Here is an 18398-nt window from a genome sequence, read left to right on the forward strand (position 1 = left end):
CGCCCGACGACGAATCCCGCACCTCTGCGCCGCGTGGGCGGAGAAGCGAACAAGGAGACACCGTGAGCGAGCGCGCCGCGCCGTTCTACTGCCCGTACTGCGGCGACGAGGATCTGCGCCCGCACGAGTCCGGACCGGGCGCGTGGGAGTGCGCGTCCTGCAACCGGGCCTTCCAGGTGAAGTTCCTGGGGCTGCTCACCCGGGGTCTCACACAACAGGACAGCCTCGCGCAACAGGACAGCCGCACGCACAACGACGGTGGAGGGGACGAGATATGACGACTGCTCAGACTCAGCGACGTACCGCCGACGAACTCAGGGAGCTCGCCGAGCGGGCCGGCCGTGAGCTGGAGGACGCCTCCCCGCTCGAGATCCTCGGGTGGGCCGCGCACACCTTCGGCAAGCGGTTCTGCGTGACCTCGTCGATGGAGGACGCGGTGGTCGCCCACCTCGCCTCGCGCGCCATGCCCGGCGTGGACGTGGTGTTCCTCGACACCGGCTACCACTTCCCGGAGACCCTGGGCACCGCCGACGCCGTGGACGCCGTCCTCGACGTCAACCTGATCACGCTCACGCCCCGCCAGACCGTCGCCGAGCAGGACGCGGAGTACGGGCCGAAGCTGCACGACCGCGACCCCGACCTGTGCTGCGCGCTGCGCAAGGTCAAGCCCCTCGAAGAGGGCCTGGCCGACTACGAGGCCTGGGCCACCGGACTGCGCCGGGACGAGTCGCCGACCCGCGCGAACACCCCGGTCGTCGGCTGGGACGAGAAGCGCCAGAAGGTCAAGATCGCGCCGATCGCCCGCTGGACCCAGGACGACGTGGACGCCTACGTGGCCGAACACGGCGTACTCACCAACCCGCTGCTCATGGACGGCTACCCGTCCATCGGCTGCGCCCCCTGCACCCGCCGCGTGGCGGAGGGCGCGGACGCCCGCTCCGGCCGTTGGGCCGGCCGCAACAAGACGGAATGCGGGCTGCACGGATGACCGACAACCAGGAGACCAACGTGACCGCCGGCGCAGCCCCCGCTGCCACCGCCGCGCCCGCCACGACCGGGGCCACCATCTGGCTCACCGGTCTGCCGAGCGCCGGAAAGACCACCATCGCCCACGAGTTGGCGGGCCGTCTGCGCACCGAGGGCCACGCCGTCGAGGTGCTCGACGGCGACGAGATCCGCGAGTTCCTCTCCGCGGGCCTCGGCTTCAGCCGCGAGGACCGGCACACCAACGTGCAGCGCATCGGCTTCGTCGCCGAACTGCTCGCGTCCAACGGCGTGAAGGCCCTCGTGCCCGTCATCGCCCCGTACACCGACAGCCGCGAGGCGGTGCGCAAGCGCCACCAGGGCGAGGGCACCGCGTATGTCGAGGTGCATGTCGCCACTCCCGTCGAGGTGTGCTCGGAGCGGGACGTGAAGGGGCTGTACGCCAAGCAGGCCGCCGGTGAGCTGTCCGGCCTGACCGGTGTCGACGACCCGTACGAACAGCCCGAGTCGCCGGATCTGCGGATCGAGTCGCACCAGCAGACCGTGCAGGAGTCAGCGGCGGCGCTGCATGCGCTGCTCACGGAAAGGGGTCTGGCATGACGACCACCGCAACCTCCCTGTCGGAGGAGACCGACAGCCCGTACGCCCTCAGCCACCTGGACGCCCTCGAGTCCGAGGCCGTGCACATCTTCCGCGAGGTGGCGGGTGAGTTCGAGCGGCCGGTGATCCTCTTCTCCGGCGGCAAGGACTCGATCGTCATGCTGCACCTGGCGCTGAAGGCCTTCGCCCCCGCGACCGTCCCCTTCTCGCTGCTCCACGTGGACACCGGGCACAACTTCCCCGAGGTCCTCGACTACCGCGACCGTGTCGTCGCCCAGCACGGGCTTCGGCTGCACGTCGCGTCCGTGCAGGAGTACATCGACGCGGGCAAGCTGCGCGAGCGCCCCGACGGCACCCGCAACCCGCTGCAGACCGTGCCGCTGACCGAGGCCATCCAGCAGCACCGCTTCGACGCCGTCTTCGGCGGTGGTCGCCGCGACGAGGAGAAGGCCCGCGCCAAGGAGCGGGTGTTCTCGCTGCGCGACGAGTTCTCCCAGTGGGACCCGCGCCGGCAGCGCCCCGAGCTGTGGCAGCTCTACAACGGCCGGCACGCCCCCGGCGAGCACGTCCGGGTCTTCCCGCTGTCCAACTGGACCGAGCTGGACGTGTGGCAGTACATCGCCCGCGAGCAGATCGAGCTGCCGGAGATCTACTTCGCGCACGAGCGTGAGGTGTTCCGGCGCTCCGGAATGTGGCTGACCGCAGGCGAGTGGGGCGGCCCGCGCGAGGACGAGCCGGTCGAGAAGCGCCAGGTGCGCTACCGCACGGTCGGCGACATGTCCTGCACCGGCGCCGTCGACTCCGACGCCACGACTCTGCAGGCCGTGATCACCGAGATCGCCGCGTCCCGGCTCACCGAGCGGGGCGCCACGCGCGCCGACGACAAGATGTCCGAGGCCGCGATGGAAGACCGCAAGCGCGAGGGGTACTTCTAAATGAGCACGCACGCCGAAAACGCCGGCCCTGCGGACAACGCGGCTGACGTGGCGCAGTTGGGCGGCCTGGCCGACCTGTCGGCGACGACCCTGCTGCGCTTCGCGACGGCCGGTTCCGTCGACGACGGCAAGTCCACCCTCGTCGGGCGCCTTCTGCACGACTCCAAGTCGGTCCTCACCGACCAGCTGGAGGCCGTGGAGCTCGCCTCCCGCAACCGCGGCGCGGCCGAGCCCGACCTGGCGCTGCTCACCGACGGCCTGCGCGCCGAGCGGGAGCAGGGCATCACGATCGACGTGGCCTACCGATACTTCGCCACGCCCCGGCGGCGGTTCATCCTCGCCGACACCCCCGGGCACGTGCAGTACACGCGGAACATGGTCACCGGCGCCTCCACCGCCGAGCTGACCGTGATCCTCGTCGACGCCCGCAACGGTGTCGTCGAGCAGACCCGGCGGCACGCCGCCCTGGCCGCGCTCCTCCGTGTGCCGCACGTGGTGCTCGCGGTGAACAAGATGGACCTCGTCGATTACGCCGAGCCTGTCTTCGCGAAGATCGCCGAGGAATTCACCACCTACGCCTCCGAGTTGGGCGTCCCGGAGATCACCGCCATCCCGATCTCCGCGCTCGCCGGCGACAACGTGGTGGAGCCGTCCGCCAACATGGACTGGTACGGCGGGCCGACGGTTCTTGAGCACCTGGAGACGGTGCCGGTCAGCCACGACCTGGCGACCTGCCACGCGCGGTTCCCCGTCCAGTACGTGATCCGGCCGCAGACCGCCGAGCACCCCGACTACCGCGGCTACGCGGGCCAGATCGCCGCGGGCACGTTCCGCGTCGGCGAGTCGGTGACCGTGCTGCCCTCGGGCCGGACGTCCAAGATCAGCGGGATCGACCTGCTCGGCAAGCCTGTTGATGTGGCGTGGACGCCGCAGTCGGTGACGCTGATCCTCGAGGACGACATCGACATCTCCCGCGGCGATCTGCTCGTGCCGTCCGGGGACGCCCCGGCGACCAGCCAGGACATCGAGGCGACCGTCTGCCACGTGGCCGACACCCCGCTCACGGTGGGCCAGCGGGTACTGCTCAAGCACACCACCCGCACGGTCAAGGCTATCGTCAAGGAGATCCCCTCGCGGCTGACCCTCGACGACCTGTCGCAGCACCCAGAGCCGGGCGAGCTCGTCGCCAACGACATCGGCCAGGTCCGCGTCCGCACCGCCGAGCCGCTCGCCCTCGACTCGTACGAGGACTCGCGCCGCACCGGTTCGTTCCTGCTGATCGACCCGGCCGACGGCACTACGCTCGCCGCCGGCATGGCGGGCGACTCGTTCGCCTCGAAGACCGTGCCCAGCGCCGAAGTGGACGACGAGGGCTGGGACTTCTGATGCGTACCGACGTGTTCGCGACGTTCGCGAAGGAGGGCGGCCGCATCGGCAGCGGCGCCCTCGGCGCGGGCTCGGGCGGTGTCGCGCGATGTGCGCGATGACGTACGCGCACCGCATGCGCGCCCCGCTGCACGCCCAGCACACCTCGTCCCCGCGACGAAGACCTGCCGATTTCCCGGCCTGCGCCCCCACCGTTCCTCGGGGGACGTGAGGGCCGGGCCGACGAGAGGACCACCTCCCGTGCCTGCCAACCGCCCGACCGATACTGCGCGTCGGGGTTCGCGCGCACTGCGGCGCACGATCACCGCGGCCGTCGTCCTGCCGCTCCTCGCCTTCGCCGCCACGTCCTGCGGCTACGGCTCGCAGGCCAAGGACGACCCGCAGAACGTCGCCAAGGGCAAGCCGATCGACGGCCTCTCCGATGTGAAGGTCGGGTACTTCCCGAACCTCACACACGGAACGGCGCTCGTCGGCCTGGAGAAGGGCATCCTGCAGAAGGAGTTGGGCGGCACGCAGATCAAGCCGTCCGCGTTCAACGCCGGTCCGTCCGAGATCGAGGCGCTGGTCTCCAAGTCGATCGACATCGGCTTCATCGGCCCTTCCCCGGCGATCAACGGCTACACCAAGTCGGCGGGCAAGGGGCTGCGCATCATCTCCGGCTCGGCTTCCGGTGGCGTGAAGCTCGTGGTGAACCCCGACAAGATCCAGTCCGTCGAGGACGTCAAGGGCAAGAAGATCGCCACGCCTCAGCTGGGCAACACCCAGGACGTGGCGTTCCTCAACTGGATCGCCGAGCAGGGCTGGAAGGTCGACTCGCAGAGCGGCAAGGGCGACGTGTCCGTCGTCCGCACCGACAACAAGATCACGCCGGACGCCTACAAGTCGGGCTCCGTCGACGGCGCCTGGGTGCCCGAGCCGACCGCGTCCAAGCTGGTCGCCGAGGGCGCGAAGGTGCTGCTCGACGAGAAGGACCTGTGGCCTGACAAGCAGTTCGTGATCACCAACGTCGTCGTGTCGCAGAGCTTCCTCAAGGAGCACCCGAAGGTCGTCGAGGCCTTCCTGCGCGGCACGGTGAAGACCAACGCCTGGATCGCGAAGAACCCCGACGCCGCCAAGGCCGCCGCCAACGACCGCCTGGCGCAGGAGTCCGGCAAGGCGCTTCCCGCGAAGGTCGTCGACCCGGCGTGGAAGTCCATCGAGTTCACCGACGACCCGCTGGCCGCCACCCTCGACACCGAGGCGCGGCACGCGGTGAAGGCCGGTCTCCTCGAGAAGCCCGACCTGCACGGCATCTACGACCTGGAGCTCCTCAACAAGGTGCTGCAGCAGGAGAGCCAGCCCGGCGTCGACGACTCCGGCCTCGGCGTCAACTAGCCACCGCAACCCGACCGTTCCCAGGAGGTGACGATCATGGCCGTCAGCACCCTCACCAAGGCCGAGGACCGCACAGCGGTGTCGCACGCCGCTCGTATCCAGCACGTGTCCAAGTCCTTCGGCCGGCCCGGCGCGCAGCAGCTCGTGCTCGACGACATCAGCCTCGATGTCGCTCCGGGCGAGTTCGTCACGCTCCTGGGGGCCTCGGGCTGTGGCAAGTCCACCCTGCTCAACCTCGTCGCGGGACTCGACGCCCCGACCGTCGGCTCCATCGAGACGCCCGGCGGTCGGCCCGCCCTGATGTTCCAGGAACACGCCCTGTTCCCCTGGCTCACCGCGGGCAAGAACGTCGAACTCGCCCTGCGCCTGCGCGGCGTGCCCAAGAGCGAGCGGCGCGACGAGGCGGAGCGACTCCTCGGCCTGGTCCGCCTCTCCGGCGCCTACGGCAAGCGCGTGCACGAGCTTTCCGGCGGCATGCGCCAGCGTGTGGCGCTGGCCCGCGCGCTCGCCCAGGACAGCCAACTGCTCCTGATGGACGAGCCGTTCGCGGCACTCGACGCGATCACCCGTGACGTACTGCACGACGAACTGACCCAGCTGTGGCATGAGACCGGCCTCTCCGTACTCTTCGTGACCCACAACGTGCGCGAGGCGGTCCGCCTCGCCCAGCGCGTGGTGCTGCTGTCGTCCCGCCCCGGGCGCATCGCCCGCGAGTGGACCGTGGACATCCCGCAGCCGCGCCGTATCGAGGACTCCGACGTCGCGGAGCTGTCCCTCGAGATCACCGAACAACTCCGTGGGGAGATCCGCCGCCATGGCCAGCACTAAGACCTCCACCGAGACCTCCGCGTCCAAGGACCAGGACGGCGCGGCCGGCCTGTCCGGGCTCGCCGGCCTGGAGGCGGGGCTCGACGCCCTGGAGACCTCGGTGACCGCGCGCACCCCGCGCAGTGAAATCTTCCGCAACAAGATCGTTCCCCCGGTCGTCGCGATTGCTCTGGTCCTGGTGGTCTGGCAGGCCCTGACCTGGGCGCATGTCGTCGACCCGTACAAGCTGCCGTCGCCGTCGGCCGTGTGGGCCGAGGTCCGGACGGCCTGGCTGCAGGGCACGCTGTTCGACTACATCTGGACGAGCCTCTGGCGCGGTATCTCCGGCTTCCTGCTCGCCCTCATCATCGGCACGCCGCTCGGTCTGCTCGTGGCCCGGGTGCGGTTCGTGCGCGCCGCGATCGGACCGATCCTGTCGGGTCTGCAGTCCCTGCCGTCGGTGGCGTGGGTGCCGCCCGCGGTGCTGTGGCTCGGCCTGAACGACTCGATGATGTACGCGGTGATCCTGCTCGGCGCCGTCCCGTCCATCGCCAACGGCCTGGTCGCCGGCGTCGACCAGGTGCCGCCGCTGTTCCTGCGGGCCGGCCGCACCCTCGGCGCCACCGGGGCCCGCGGCACCTGGCACATCGTGATGCCGGCGGCACTGCCCGGATACCTGGCCGGTCTGAAGCAGGGCTGGGCCTTCTCCTGGCGCTCCCTCATGGCCGCCGAGATCATCGCGTCCTCGCCCGAACTCGGCATCGGCCTCGGCCAGTTGCTGGAGAACGGCCGCACCAACAGCAGCATGTCCATGGTGTTCCTCGCCATCTTCCTCATCCTGATCGTGGGCATCGCCATCGACCTGCTCGTCTTCAGTCCCCTGGAGCGCCGCGTGCTGCGCAGCCGCGGTCTCCTCGGCAGGAGCTGACCCGTCATGCGCCACCTGAGCCTTCCGCCGCAGCCCTCCCGTTCACTGCGGGGCGAGCCCGCGCCCGTCCTGCTCGTCGTCGCCCACGGCAGCAGGGACCCGCGCCACGCCGCGACCGTGCACGCCCTGGTGCGACGCGTGCGGTCACTGCGGCCCGAGCTCCGGGTGGAGACCGGCTTCCTGGACTTCAACGCCCCCTCCGTGACAGGGGTCCTCGAAGGCCTCGCCGCCGACGGTGTGCGTGACGTGGTGGCCCTGCCGCTGCTGCTCACCCGCGCCTTTCACGCCAAGGCCGACATCCCCGCCGTCCTGCACGAGGCGACCGTCCGCCTGCCGCAGCTGCGGATCCGCCAGGCCGAGGTGCTCGGCCCCTCCCCGCTGCTCCTCGACGCCCTGGAGCAGCGGCTGTACGAAGCGGGCCTCGAGCCCGGTGACAAGAGCACGACCGGGGTCGTCCTGGCCTCGGCGGGTTCCTCCGACCCGGAGGCGATCGCAGTGATCGCAGAAATCGCGCGGGAGTGGCGGCGCACCGGTTGGTGTGCCGTGCGGCCTGCGTTCGCCTCCGCATCTCTGCCCCGCACCGAGGACGCCGTACGCGCGCTGCGCGCGGAGGGCGTCCACCGGGTGGCGGTGGCCCCGTACGTCATCGCGCCCGGCTTCCTGCCCGACCGGATCGCGCGCGGCGCTCGCGAGGCCGGCGCGGACGTCCTCGCGGATGTCCTCGGCCCCGCACCGGAACTGGCGCGGCTCCTCCTGACCCGGTACGACGCGACGGCTGCGGTCTCGGCGTACGGCGCGACGGTGCCGGGCTCTGCGGCGGTGCCGGGCTCGGCCAGGGCTGTCGTGGTGGCGATGTCGGCCTAGAGGAGGCCCCTCTCCGGCGTCGTCGGCCACTGCCTGGCCTCGCCGATCTCGCCCGGCGGCTCTCAGGCGGGGGCTGCGAGCTCGGGTCGCCCCTTCTCGTAGATCGTGAGTCCCTTCGCCAACTTCAGGGGGACCAGGATCAGTTCGACGACGAGCGCCTTCCACGCGTAGACCAGGTTGACCGCCTTCGTCGCGTACACGCACGGGACGTTCCGCAGCACGGAGAGCAGGGGCAGTCGTCGTCTGCGTGCCGCGTAGACCAGCGGCGGCAACGTCAGCAGGGTTTCCGCGCCCAGCCACCACGCGAAGGCCTCGGCGAACGACTGCGTGCCTGACGCGGCCACCAGGAACGGCGTGGCCAGCCACAGCGGGGCGGTGACGATCTCTGCCAGGGCTAGCAGCACCCACAGAGCCAGCATTGGCTTCGCCTTCGTCAACCTGGGCAGATGCAACCGGACGTTCTGGCAGAAGCCCGCCATCCACCGCCAGACCTGCTTACGCAGATACGTGAGCGTCTCCGGATCGGCAGCCCAGGCGACCGCATCGCTCACGTAGACCGCGCGGCGTCCCGCGATCTGCCGGGACCAGGTGAAGTCCATGTCCTCCACGATGGTGCGTTCGGGGAAGCCTCGCGTGGTCTGCAGGTCGCTCCAGCGGAACATCGAGCAGCAGCCCGAGCACACCATGGGGCTGCCCGCCGCGTGCTGGATGGGTCGATGCCAGTGGAAGCCGAACAGATACTCCACCGACCTCCCGCGCTCCCAGATGGTGCGGGTGAATCGTGTCTGGACGTTGCCGGCCGCGATCGCCACGTCGGGGTCGTCGAAGGCTGCCGTGATGCGCTCGATGTAGTCCGGCGCGAGGACCGTGTCCGCGTCGACCGCGAGGATCAACTCCGTTGTGCAGTAGGGCAGGGCATAGTTCTGCGCTTTGGCCTTGCTGCCCTGGTTCTGCGGTGGGCGCAGGACCCGGGCGCCGTACGCGGCGGCGACCTCGCCCGTGCGGTCGTCCGAGGCGTCGTCGACCACGATGACCTGCTCCGGCTGCATCGTCTGCGCGGCCAGCGATTCGAGCGTTGCGGGCAGTCCTGCTTCCTCGTTGTGCGCGGGCACCACGACGGTCACGCCTGGAGAGCGGGTCGTAAGCCTCTGGCCGCCGGGCGCTGAGTTGCCTCGCCGGTGCTTTCCGGTTGCCCTGGCTGTCCTTGTCCTGGCTGTAGTTGTCTCGGTCGCCCTCATCGCGTCATGCCCCCGCTGACCGTCACGTAGCCGGCCGTGCCGCTGCCTCGGGGCCGGGACCGGGACCGCGTCCCCGCGGTGGCCCTCCTCGATGGCGAGCTGGACCGGGACTCGGACCGGTACCCGGGTGGCCGGAACCTGAACCGAAACCTCGGCCGATCTGCAGTCGTGGCCCAACTGGGCGTCGGCGGCGCTGTGTTGCCTGGCACCTCCGCGAACGTCCCTGCCCTCCGCGCCCGTACGTCGGCGTCCGCCTCTCCCGTTCGCATCCGGACGACGCCGGCTGCCAGGACGACGACCAGTCCGACCAAGCCGTAGACAAGCGTGCTGATGCCGATGAACGGCAAGCCCCCGTGCATCTCCTCACCCCCGTAAGGAATTTCGTGCTGCGTGAATTTCGTGCGTGGAAGGTCGGGAGGGCCGAGTGTCGGCCGCTCCCGTTCCAGGCATCGCTCACGCTAGACCGAATCGCGATTTCTATCCGGAATCACGAATTCCTGTGGATAACTCGTCGGCGGCACGATGCGGGGGAGCCGGCGCGGACGAGCTCGCGGCGCCGCGGCCTACTCCGACCCACCCCGCTCATCGACGAACGGCGTGCCCTGGTGGAACCAGAGGAGCCAACCCTTTCGAGTGAGCCTCCACAAGGAACTCCGGTGCGCCGTCCGCCCGTTGTCGTCAGTGTCGAAAGTCAGATGGACCAGATCGTCCGCAAGCTGGACGCCCCGCATCCGGGAGGTGGTGATGGGTCGGTGCCCCGGTTCCGGCTGCGCGGCGAGCGCAGCGACGATCGCCGCGCGGTCCCAGCAGCGCCCCGATGCGCCGATCTCCGAGAATTCGGGGTGGAGCAGCTCGCCGAGGAGCTCCGGCGAGCTGCGCACTTCGGGGGCGAGCAGGCGCAGTTCCCCCTCGATCGCGGCCTGCACTGCGGGCGAGGTCTCAGTCATCGGTGAGCTCCACAAGTTTGAGGACCGTGTTCCAGTTCCGGCTGGTGGCTACGGTGCCCTTCAGGACCGAGGGCCGGGCCAGCGCGTCGGCCAGCTTGGAACGGCCGAGTCCCTCCGGGGCGTAGAGGTACAGCGCCCGGTCGCCGAGCTTGAAGTCCTCCGGCGCGTACGCCGACGGGTCCACGGCGGCGAACCGTTCGGGCCGGACTGACTCCGAGAAGTAGGTGACGTGCAGTTGCTTCGCTTCGAGGGTGTCGGCGGGGTAGGGGCAGGCCTCGGCGACGGCCCGCAGATAGTCGCCGTCGCGGACCAGGACGTCGACGGCGAAGCCGAAGTGCTTCGCGAGCGCGGTGGAGATCTCGGCGGCGAGAGAGTCCTCGTCCCCGTGGTCGCTGTCGAAGACGGCGTTGCCGCTCTGCAGGTGTGTGCGTACGCGTTCGAAGCCCAAGTCCGTGAGAAGGGCGCGGAGTTCTGCCATCGGGACCTTCTTGTGACCGCCCACATTGATCCCGCGGAGCAGCGCCGCATACATCGTCATGGCCACACCCTAGACAAGGCCCCCAGAAGTCTCGCCGAAGGCGGCGCTCAGCCCGCGCGGAGAAGGGACGCTCAACTCGCGCGGAGAAAGGACGCTCAACTCGCGCGCAGAAAGGCGGCCGTCGTGCCCCGTGGGGGTTGGCACGACGGCCGCCGGTCCTGAGAAAGGCTCCCGGAGCCCGGGGAAGCAGGCCCCGGGAGCCTTCACCGCAGTGTGAGGCTCGGCCTCGGCGTCAGGTTCGGGAGGTCGTCCGCGAGCCGGATGCCGGAACTCGCCTCTGCTCCCTCGGCCCGGCCGGCACGGCAAGTACGGCGGACCGAGGGGCTGTCAGCACATCGAGAAGGTGCTTCGAGAGGTGCTTGGAGCTGCTTCGAGAGGTACTTCCAGTGGCGCTTCGAGGAGGTGTTACTCGACGACCTTGAGCAGCTTGTTCGGCGTGCCCTCGCTCGGGTTGGTGATCTTGTCCGGCGTGGCGCCCTCGGTCAGGGCCGTGGCGACCTGCTCCGGCGTGGCGTCCTGGTGGCCACCAAGGTAGACGGCGGCGGCGCCCACGACGTGCGGGGTCGCCATCGACGTACCGGAGATGGTGTTGGTGGCCTCGTCATCGGTGTTCCAGGTGGACGTGATGTCCGAGCCCGGAGCGTAGATGTCGACGATCTCGCCGAAGTTGGAGAAGTCCGACTGCTCGTCGGTGTTGGTGGAAGAGGCGACCGTGATGGCCTCCTTCACACGCGCCGGGGAGCCCTGGCCGGCGTCCGAGGACTCGTTGCCCGCGGCGACACCGTAGGTGACACCGGCCGCGATGGACTTGCGGACGGCCTCGTCGAGGGCCTCGTCGGCGCCGCCGCCGAGACTCATGTTGGCGACGGACGGGCCCTGGTGGTTCTCGGTGACCCAGTCGATGCCGGCGACGACGCCCTCGGTGGTGCCGGAGCCGTTGTCGTCCAGGACGCGGACGGCGACGATCTTGGCCTTCTTGGCGACACCGTGGGACGCGCCCGCGATGGTGCCGGCGACGTGCGTGCCGTGGCCGTTGCCGTCATCGGCGCTGTCGTCGTTGTCGACGGCGTCGAAGCCGTGCTCCGCGCGACCCTCGAAGTCCTTGTGGCTGATGCGGACACCGGTGTCGATGACGTACGCGGTGACGCCCTCACCCGCGGCGTCGGGGTACGTGTACTTCTTGTCGCCCTCGGTGTCGGCCTGGTCGATGCGGTCCAGACCCCAGGACGGCGGGTTGTCCTGGGTCGCGTTGATCGTGAACTTCTTGTTCTGGACGACCTTCGACACGGACGGGTCGGCGGCCAGGCGCTTGGCCTCGGTCTCCGAAAGGCCGGAAGCCGAGAAGCCGTTGACGGCCGAGTCGTAGTTGCGCTTGAGCTTGCCGCCGTACTCCTTGGCGAGGTCCGTCTTGCTGCTCTTGTTGGCCTTCTCGTCGAGCATGACGATGTAGCTGCCGGCCACGGCGCCCTTGGCGTCGGCACCGTAGATCTTGCCCTCGGCCGCCGGTGCGGCGCCCGCGAACGAGGTCGCGAAGACGGTGACGCCCACGGCGGTCGCAGCGGTGGCTATCGCCGCGGTGAGCTTGAGGGAACGAGCACGCTTGTGAGTTGCCATGAAGAGGGATCTCCTCGTGGTGTGGGGGTTGTGGGGGGTAAGCGTTACTGCCTCAACCCCCGTAGACCCGGAAGATCTCCGGGGGTTGGGACGAAACCCTGTCGGATTGACGCGCGCAGATCAATACCTACATACAGCTGTGACTTGTTCAACAAGGTTCCGTAATAACAAATAGGGCGCTCTGCGCATAACGCAGAGCGCCCTCAGGGGCACCCCTGAGATCCTCCCGGCCGCCCGAAACATTTGGCTGGAAAGGCCATTTGAAAATCGGGACAGAAGTGGCGACATCCGAGCAGATCACTGAACGGATTTCGGACCCGTCAGGCAGCGGCGGCAAGCTTCCGCTGCTCAAAGCTGTCGAGCGTGCGCGTGAAGTCACGAGTGGAGAGCAACAACTTGTAGATGATGGCGAGTTCGAAGACCAGCAGCAGCGCGCCGGAGATGATGGTGGCCGGAATCACCGCGTCGAAGAGCGGTCCGATCATGAAGACGCCCATCTGGAACTCGATCCCGCTCACAAGGTGCGTACGGATCCGCTTGCTCAGCAGATACGAACGGCAGCGCAGGTACCACGGAAAGCGGTGACGGAACTCCTGGTGCAGGTCGATGACTTGGGCCTTGGAACCGGTTACAGAGGAAGCGGAAGACTCGACCGTGAGGGGAGCGGAAGACTCGACCGCAGGGGAAGCGGCGGGCTGCACCGCCGCGCCGTCGGCGCCTTCGGCACCATCGACGCTCTCCCGCAGAGTGCGCTGCGCGAGCCCGCCGCGCGCCGCCTGCAGGTCCTGCTCGATGTCCGCTGCGGGGTTCTCGCGCAACAGGTCTTCCATGAAGGCCAGTTCCGCCTGGTTCTCCGCCCGTCGGGCCTCACGCATGCGGGACTTGATCTGCTTGCGCATGGAGTGGCGGATCTTGAAGATCTCCAGGGAGTTGATGTACCGAAGCGTGTCGAGGCCGATGACCACCAGGGACAGCCAGATGTAGATGGTCTCGCCGGTCCGCTGGTACTGGCCCGCCATCAGGGCCACCGAGCACACCATGACCCTGATCCGGTCGAAGACGAAGTCCAGCCAGGCGCCGAACACCGAACCGGTACCGGTCAGGCGCGCGACCTTGCCGTCCATGCAGTCGAGGATGAAGCTGAAGTGATAGACGACGGCGCCAGCGATCAGCCAGCGCCAGTCGGCCATCGCGAAGCAGGCGGCGGACGCGAGGCCGAGCAGGAACGCACCCCATGTGATCTGGTTCGGGGTGATCCGGGTACGCATCGCGGCCTGGCGCACGAGCGGCGTCGCGACAGGGTCGACAAGCAGCACCGTCCACCAGGCGTCGCGCTTCTTCTCGGTGATGCGGCGTACCTCTGAGAGAGGCGGTATGTCTCGGCGCATGTCAACTTCCCGGCGTTCGAGTGGAATTCACTTCACGCTAAGAAGGTCGTTGCCCAAGGCACAAGAAGCCGCGCGTACAACCTTTACCCGGGGGTAAGGGTCGTAGATTCCAGACGAGTCAATGCCCTTGGTGGACCAGAGGCCTGTTACCTGAGCGTTACAACTCCAGGTCTCAGGCCACCTGGACACCTCCACCCGCCACCGAGCGTCGTGGGCTACCTCCGGGGCAGCGCGGCCTCGATCAGGTCGACCGCCTGCCGGGTCCCTCCCTCCGTCGCCATCTGCTCCTGGATGGCCCGCAGTCGACGCGCCACCTCCGGGTCCGCGACGAGTTCGAGCACGGCCTGCCGCAGCACGTCCGCCGTGGCCTCCTCGGTGGGGATGTGCCGGGCGACGCCGAGACCCTGCAGCATGTCGGCGTTGCCCGGCTGGTCGACGGCCTGCGGCACGGCCACCATCGGCGTCGCCGTCGCCAGCCCTTCCTGACTGCCGCCCGCTCCGGCATGGGTGATGAACGCGTCGGCCTTCTTCAGGATCGCCAACTGCGGTACCCAGCGGTGTACTTCGACGTTGACGGGGATCTCACCGAGCTCGCTCTCTTCGACGTGCCGGCCGATCTGCAGCACCAGGTGCCAGCCCGGCAGGTCGCCGAACGCCTCGATGCACTCCCGGTAGAACGCCGGCTGCTTGGTGAACGAGGAGCCGAGCGAGACCAGGACGACCTTCTCGGCCTCGACGGGCCGCTGCCAGTCACCCTGCGCGGACCGGTCTCCCTGACATGCACCGACGAACGTGTGGACGATCTCGTCGACCCGATCGGCGTTCGGCTGCAGCGCTTTGGGGATCAGTACGAGAGAACGGGGCGGGCGGCCCACGAACGCGTCATGCCCCTGCGTGATGCCGTTCCCCTGCAGCCAGCTCTCGAAGTTCGCGAAGTACGCCTGACCGCGCTCGGTCGCCTTCAACTCCCGGTACAGCGGCTCCCCCACCTCCTCGTGATACCCCTCCCACGCCACCAGGTTCGGCGACAGGGAGATCTCCGGTACGCCCCAACGCCGGGCGAGCACCCGCGCCGGATAGGACGTGATGTCGTACAGGACGAGGTCGGGCTCGTCGCCCTCGTAGGCCTTGGCGAGCTGCGGCAGCGCGTGGACCGCGTCCTTGAAGAACGGCTCGATGTTGTCGATCAGCGTGGTGCCCCAGGCCTCCGGATCGTCGTCCGGCGAGGGCAGGGTCGTGGTGTAGAGGACGGGTTCCGCACCGGTCTCGGCCACTTTCTCCTCGAAGATGTGCGGGATCGCGTACGTGACCCGGTGCCCTCGGGCGACGAGCTCGCGGATCACTTCGAGGCTCGGGTTCACGTGCCCGTGGGCAGCGATGGAGAACATGGCGACATGGGCACGCTGGGGAGTGGTCATGACCAGCAAGCTATGCGAGACGATACGTCTCGTGCAATCGTTTTTATGTCGCCCCGATGCGCGGCACGCGCTCGCGGCTGTCTCGCCGCGCACCGCACCCGGAACACGGCACCGAGCATCTCGCCGCACGCCGCGCCGCACTTCACCAGCAAGCGTGCAGGCGCCCGCCCGCCTGCACGCGCCCCTTCGCAGCCGTCGCCGCCCCTATCTCTGATACCGGGCCAGGACCAGATTCCCGTCCTCGACCAGCCGTCTTCTCAGCTCGCCCATGCCGATCGCCCCGCTGTAGTACTCCTGCAGAGCAGGCGTCGCGACCTTGTCCTTCCACTCCGGGTAGCCGCGCACCGACTGGGCCGGGGCCGAACGCAGATGCTCGGCGAGCGCCGTCCCCGTCGCCCAGTCGTTCTTCTTCGTGTGCAGGGCGGGGGCCTTCAGGGCCTCGGTGCCCGTCGGCAGCATCCAGTCGCCCTGGGCAAGGCGCACCATGTTCTCCGGCTGCAGCAGGAAGTCGATGAACGCCATCGCCTCCTTCTTGTGCGGGCTGTCCTCCGCGATCGACAGCGTCTGCGGACTCACGCCCTGAGTCAGCCCGTCGGCCCCCGCGGGCGCGGGCAGCACCTGCCAGTCGAAGCCGTCGGGCGCCTGCTGGACGATCTGCTGCCGGTACGAGAAGCCGAGCGGCACCATCGCGTACTTGCCGCCGAAGAAGCCCGGCAGCGTGTCCGAGCCGCCCATGCCCAGGGTCGAACTCGACGCGCTCCCATCCGAGTTGACCTGATCGTGCACCGTCTTCGGCATCACCTGGTCGGCGGCGTCGAAGCGGACCTCCACCTTGCCGTCGGCACCCCGATGGAAGACCTTGCCGCCTGTCGACAAAGAGAGATTCAGCGTGGCCGACACCGGCTCCTTCAGCGGCCAGGCCACTCCGTACTTGCCGTCGCCTGCGCCGCCGCCCAGCTCGTCCGTGATCTTCCGGAACTCCTGCCAGCTCCACGGCTCGTCCGGCGTCGGGATGCGCACACCGGACTACTTCAGCCACTTCGCGTTGGCGATCAGGACGCGCGGCTCCTGCAGGAACGGCACGCCGTAGATCCCGTCGCCGAAGGTCGCCGTCTCCCAACTCCGCTGCGGGATGTCCGACTTCAGGCGGCCCGGCAGCAGCTCCTCCATGTCCGCGAGGTAGCCGCCGTACGCGAAGTCCGCGAGGTCGTCCGAGGCGTCGTGGATGATGTCGGGCGCCTCACCGCCCTCGAAGGACGTGAGCAGCTGGTCGTGCACGCTGTCCCAACTGCCCTGCACGTACTTGACCTGGACGTCGGGGTGGGCGGCGTTCCACTCCTTCACCAGTTCCTTGTTGGCTTCGATCGACTCCTGCTGCCACGCGAGGGACTGGAACTCCAGCGTGATCCGGCCGCCGGCCTCCTCGGGCTCCCCTGAGCAGCCGGTGAGCAGCAGCCCGAGCGCCGTGGCCGCGGCGGCGACGAGCCGGGCGCGCACGCGCGGGCGGGAGCGGGGGTGGGAGCGGAGGCGGATTCGGGGGGCCATCAGTGCTTCACCGCCCCGGCCAGCATGCCGCCGGTGATGCGCTTCTGGATGAGCGCGAAGATGACCAGCGAGGGGATGGTCGCGAGGAACGCGGCAGCGGCGAGCGGTCCCAGGTCGGCGACGCCCTCGGTGCCGATGAAGCGGTTCAGGATGACCGGCAACGTCTGCTTCTCCGGGGTCTTGAGCAGGACGAGTGCGAAGAAGAACTCGTTCCATGCGGTGATGAAGGCGAACATCGCGGTCGCCACGATGCCGGGCGCGAGCAGCGGCGCGGTCACCGAGACCAGCGTGCGCAGCTTGCCCGCCCCGTCCACCGCCGCGGCCTCCTCCAACTCGGGCGGCACGGCGCGGACATAGCCGACGAGCATCCACAGTGCGAACGGCAGCGCCCACACCACGTACACCATGATCAGACCGAGCAGCGAGTTGATCAGATAGAGGTTCTTCAGGATCAGGAACAGCGGGATGATGATCAGGACGAACGGGAACGCCTGGCTGATCACCACCCAGCCGGTGGCCGCCTTGGCGAGTCGATTGCGGTGTCGCGCCATCACGTACGCCATCGGCGTCGCGATGACGACCGCGACGAGCGCCGTGCTGACCGCCACGAGCAGCGAGTTCGTCATCGCCTGCAGCAGCGGCTGCTCGTCGAAGGCCTGCGTGAAGTTCTGCAGCGTCGGGTCGTGCGGGATCCACGTGGGGTCCAGGCTGCCCAGTTCCTTCGCCGGTTTGAACGCCGTGGAGATCAGCCAGGCGAACGGGAAGGCCAGGAAGACGAGATACGCCGCGAGCGCCACGTACTGCGCTGCGCGCGCCGACTTCGTCGTACGCATCATGCCTCGTCGCCTCCCTTCAGACGGCCCACGAGATAGAAGGCGAGGATCACCGAGATCACCGCGACCATCACGCAGCCCATCGCCGCCGCATAGCCGAACTGGCCGTAGCGGAAGGCCTCTTCGTAGGCGAACAGCATGGGCAGCCGGGTGCGACCGCCGGGGCCTCCCTGCGTGAGCACGTACACGAGGGCGAAGGAGTTGAAGTTCCAGATGAAGTTGAGGGCCGTGATGGACAGGGCGACGGGTTTGATCGCCGGCCAGGTGACGGTGTGGAAGCGGCGCCAGGCGCCGGCTCCGTCCATGGCAGCCGCCTCGTGCAACTCCCTCGGGGTGTTCTGCAGTCCGGCGAGCAGCGCCACCGTCGTCTGCGGCATGCCGGCCCAGACGCCGACGACGATCACTGCGAACAGCGCGGTGGCCGTGCCCGTCAGCCAGTCCCGGCCTTCGCCGAGGCCGAGGTTGGCGAGGGTCTCGTTGAGCACGCCCGCGTCGGGGTGGTAGACGAGCCGCCACATGATGCCGACGACGACTTCCGGCATCGCCCACGGGATGATCGCGAGCGCCCGCGCCAGCCAGCGGAACCGGAGGTTCTGGTTGAGCAGCAGGGCCAGGCCGAGCGCCAGGAAGAACTGCGGCACGGTGACGCCGACCGCCCACAGCAGGCCGATCCGGAACGAGTCCCAGAACAGGGTGTCCTGCAGCAGGTCCTGGAAGTTGAGGGCGCCCACCCACTGGGTGGCGGCGGTCCGTCCGGACTGTGAGTCGGTGAACGACAGCGCGATGCCGTACAGCAGCGGGCCGACGCTCAGAACCAGAATGGGGATCAGCGCGGGCAGCACCAGGAACCAAGCAGCGTGGTCCCCCGGTGTGCGTGTGCGCTGCTGCTTCGTTGACCGCTTCGTCGCGGTCGCCAATGCCACGGAATCGGCTCCTTCGGGCAGTTGATGTGGCGGTCGCTCTGGGGGTGGACTGTGCGTCTCCCGCCACCGCCCTTCC

At 69.0% G+C, this 18398-nt stretch carries 16 protein-coding genes and 2 pseudogenes; 9 read left to right on the top strand and 9 right to left on the bottom strand.

Translation table 11 applies throughout. The features are described from left to right. The first annotated feature begins 62 nt into the window (after positions 1-62). The 9 genes from QIS96_RS00200 to QIS96_RS00240 all read left to right on the top strand — a co-directional run bounded on the left by QIS96_RS00200 (position 63) and on the right by QIS96_RS00240 (position 7878). Positions 63-278 (top strand): hypothetical protein, encoded by a 216-nt coding sequence (locus QIS96_RS00200; protein WP_282540230.1) that lies wholly within the window; start codon positions 63-65, stop codon positions 276-278. Continuing rightward, positions 275-988: a phosphoadenylyl-sulfate reductase gene (locus tag QIS96_RS00205; RefSeq protein WP_282540231.1), complete on the top strand. Its 714-nt coding sequence runs from the start codon at positions 275-277 to the stop codon at positions 986-988. Before QIS96_RS00200 ends, QIS96_RS00205 begins: the two co-directional genes overlap by 4 nt. Then, on the top strand, positions 985-1584 hold the full coding sequence (gene cysC, locus QIS96_RS00210) for an adenylyl-sulfate kinase (RefSeq protein ID WP_408907085.1): 600 nt from the start codon (positions 985-987) through the stop codon (positions 1582-1584). The genes QIS96_RS00205 and cysC overlap by 4 nt, the downstream gene beginning before the upstream one ends. After that, positions 1581-2519: a sulfate adenylyltransferase subunit CysD gene (gene cysD, locus QIS96_RS00215; protein WP_282540233.1), complete on the top strand. Its 939-nt coding sequence runs from the start codon at positions 1581-1583 to the stop codon at positions 2517-2519. The genes cysC and cysD overlap by 4 nt, the downstream gene beginning before the upstream one ends. Then, entirely contained in the window at positions 2520-3905 is a 1386-nt protein-coding gene (locus QIS96_RS00220) for a sulfate adenylyltransferase subunit 1 (RefSeq protein WP_282540234.1), read from the top strand. A 240-nt stretch (positions 3906-4145) separates the two neighbouring features. Next, entirely contained in the window at positions 4146-5279 is a 1134-nt protein-coding gene (locus QIS96_RS00225) for an ABC transporter substrate-binding protein (protein ID WP_408907086.1), read from the top strand. A gap of 36 nt (positions 5280-5315) precedes the next feature. Then, complete coding sequence (locus QIS96_RS00230) at positions 5316-6107, top strand: ABC transporter ATP-binding protein (RefSeq protein ID WP_282540235.1); 792 nt, start codon at positions 5316-5318, stop codon at positions 6105-6107. After that, on the top strand, positions 6094-7014 hold the full coding sequence (locus tag QIS96_RS00235; protein WP_282540236.1) for an ABC transporter permease: 921 nt from the start codon (positions 6094-6096) through the stop codon (positions 7012-7014). Before QIS96_RS00230 ends, QIS96_RS00235 begins: the two co-directional genes overlap by 14 nt. Before the next feature lie 6 nt (positions 7015-7020). Next, a complete protein-coding gene (locus tag QIS96_RS00240) occupies positions 7021-7878 on the top strand; it encodes a sirohydrochlorin chelatase (protein ID WP_282540237.1) in 858 nt (285 codons plus the stop codon). A gap of 62 nt (positions 7879-7940) precedes the next feature. On the opposite strand, the gene QIS96_RS00245 is transcribed toward QIS96_RS00240, so the two are convergent. From QIS96_RS00245 to QIS96_RS00285, 9 genes and pseudogenes are all read right to left on the bottom strand, one after another. Further along, positions 7941-9002 carry a glycosyltransferase family 2 protein gene (locus QIS96_RS00245; RefSeq protein ID WP_282540238.1) on the bottom strand — a complete coding sequence of 354 codons (1062 nt, stop codon included), beginning with the start codon at positions 9000-9002 and terminating at the stop codon, positions 7941-7943. 677 nt (positions 9003-9679) lie between these two features. Next, positions 9680-10063: a nuclear transport factor 2 family protein gene (locus tag QIS96_RS00250; RefSeq protein ID WP_282540239.1), complete on the bottom strand. Its 384-nt coding sequence runs from the start codon at positions 10061-10063 to the stop codon at positions 9680-9682. Beyond that, on the bottom strand, positions 10056-10601 hold the full coding sequence (locus tag QIS96_RS00255) for a DUF1697 domain-containing protein (RefSeq protein ID WP_282540240.1): 546 nt from the start codon (positions 10599-10601) through the stop codon (positions 10056-10058). Before QIS96_RS00255 ends, QIS96_RS00250 begins: the two co-directional genes overlap by 8 nt. A 405-nt stretch (positions 10602-11006) precedes the next feature. Further along, positions 11007-12215, bottom strand: a complete 1209-nt coding sequence (locus QIS96_RS00260; protein ID WP_282540241.1) for a S8 family peptidase — start codon at positions 12213-12215, stop codon at positions 11007-11009. Positions 12216-12535: 320 nt separating this feature from the next. Then, positions 12536-13603 carry a CDP-alcohol phosphatidyltransferase family protein gene (locus QIS96_RS00265; RefSeq protein WP_282540242.1) on the bottom strand — a complete coding sequence of 356 codons (1068 nt, stop codon included), beginning with the start codon at positions 13601-13603 and terminating at the stop codon, positions 12536-12538. 215 nt (positions 13604-13818) lie between these two features. Continuing rightward, positions 13819-15058: pseudogene (gene mgt / locus QIS96_RS00270) on the bottom strand (macrolide-inactivating glycosyltransferase). Positions 15059-15225: 167 nt separating this feature from the next. After that, positions 15226-16566, bottom strand: a pseudogene (locus QIS96_RS00275) (ABC transporter substrate-binding protein). Further along, a complete protein-coding gene (locus QIS96_RS00280; RefSeq protein ID WP_282540508.1) occupies positions 16566-17399 on the bottom strand; it encodes a carbohydrate ABC transporter permease in 834 nt (277 codons plus the stop codon). The pseudogene QIS96_RS00275 and the gene QIS96_RS00280 overlap by 1 nt, the downstream one beginning before the upstream one ends. Beyond that, positions 17399-18322 (bottom strand): carbohydrate ABC transporter permease, encoded by a 924-nt coding sequence (locus QIS96_RS00285; RefSeq protein ID WP_408907087.1) that lies wholly within the window; start codon positions 18320-18322, stop codon positions 17399-17401. The genes QIS96_RS00280 and QIS96_RS00285 overlap by 1 nt, the downstream gene beginning before the upstream one ends. Positions 18323-18398: the final 76 nt, after the last annotated feature.

Source organism: Streptomyces cavernicola, from assembly GCF_029968035.1.
In the GTDB taxonomy this organism is placed as follows: Bacteria; Actinomycetota; Actinomycetes; order Streptomycetales; family Streptomycetaceae; genus Streptomyces; species Streptomyces cavernicola.

Bases quoted from the DNA above. Each gene is read 5' to 3' on its own strand.
- QIS96_RS00205 (WP_282540231.1), top strand. From the start codon at position 275: ATGACGACTGCTCAGACTCAGCGACGTACCGCCGACGAACTCAGGGAG.
- cysC (WP_408907085.1), top strand. From the start codon at position 985: ATGACCGACAACCAGGAGACCAACGTGACCGCCGGCGCAGCCCCCGCT.
- cysD (WP_282540233.1), top strand. From the start codon at position 1,581: ATGACGACCACCGCAACCTCCCTGTCGGAGGAGACCGACAGCCCGTAC.
- QIS96_RS00220 (WP_282540234.1), top strand. From the start codon at position 2,520: ATGAGCACGCACGCCGAAAACGCCGGCCCTGCGGACAACGCGGCTGAC.
- QIS96_RS00230 (WP_282540235.1), top strand. From the start codon at position 5,316: ATGGCCGTCAGCACCCTCACCAAGGCCGAGGACCGCACAGCGGTGTCG.
- QIS96_RS00235 (WP_282540236.1), top strand. From the start codon at position 6,094: ATGGCCAGCACTAAGACCTCCACCGAGACCTCCGCGTCCAAGGACCAG.
- QIS96_RS00240 (WP_282540237.1), top strand. From the start codon at position 7,021: ATGCGCCACCTGAGCCTTCCGCCGCAGCCCTCCCGTTCACTGCGGGGC.
- QIS96_RS00250 (WP_282540239.1), bottom strand. From the start codon at position 10,063: ATGACTGAGACCTCGCCCGCAGTGCAGGCCGCGATCGAGGGGGAACTG.
- QIS96_RS00255 (WP_282540240.1), bottom strand. From the start codon at position 10,601: ATGACGATGTATGCGGCGCTGCTCCGCGGGATCAATGTGGGCGGTCAC.
- QIS96_RS00260 (WP_282540241.1), bottom strand. From the start codon at position 12,215: ATGGCAACTCACAAGCGTGCTCGTTCCCTCAAGCTCACCGCGGCGATA.
- QIS96_RS00265 (WP_282540242.1), bottom strand. From the start codon at position 13,603: ATGCGCCGAGACATACCGCCTCTCTCAGAGGTACGCCGCATCACCGAG.
- QIS96_RS00280 (WP_282540508.1), bottom strand. From the start codon at position 17,399: ATGCGTACGACGAAGTCGGCGCGCGCAGCGCAGTACGTGGCGCTCGCG.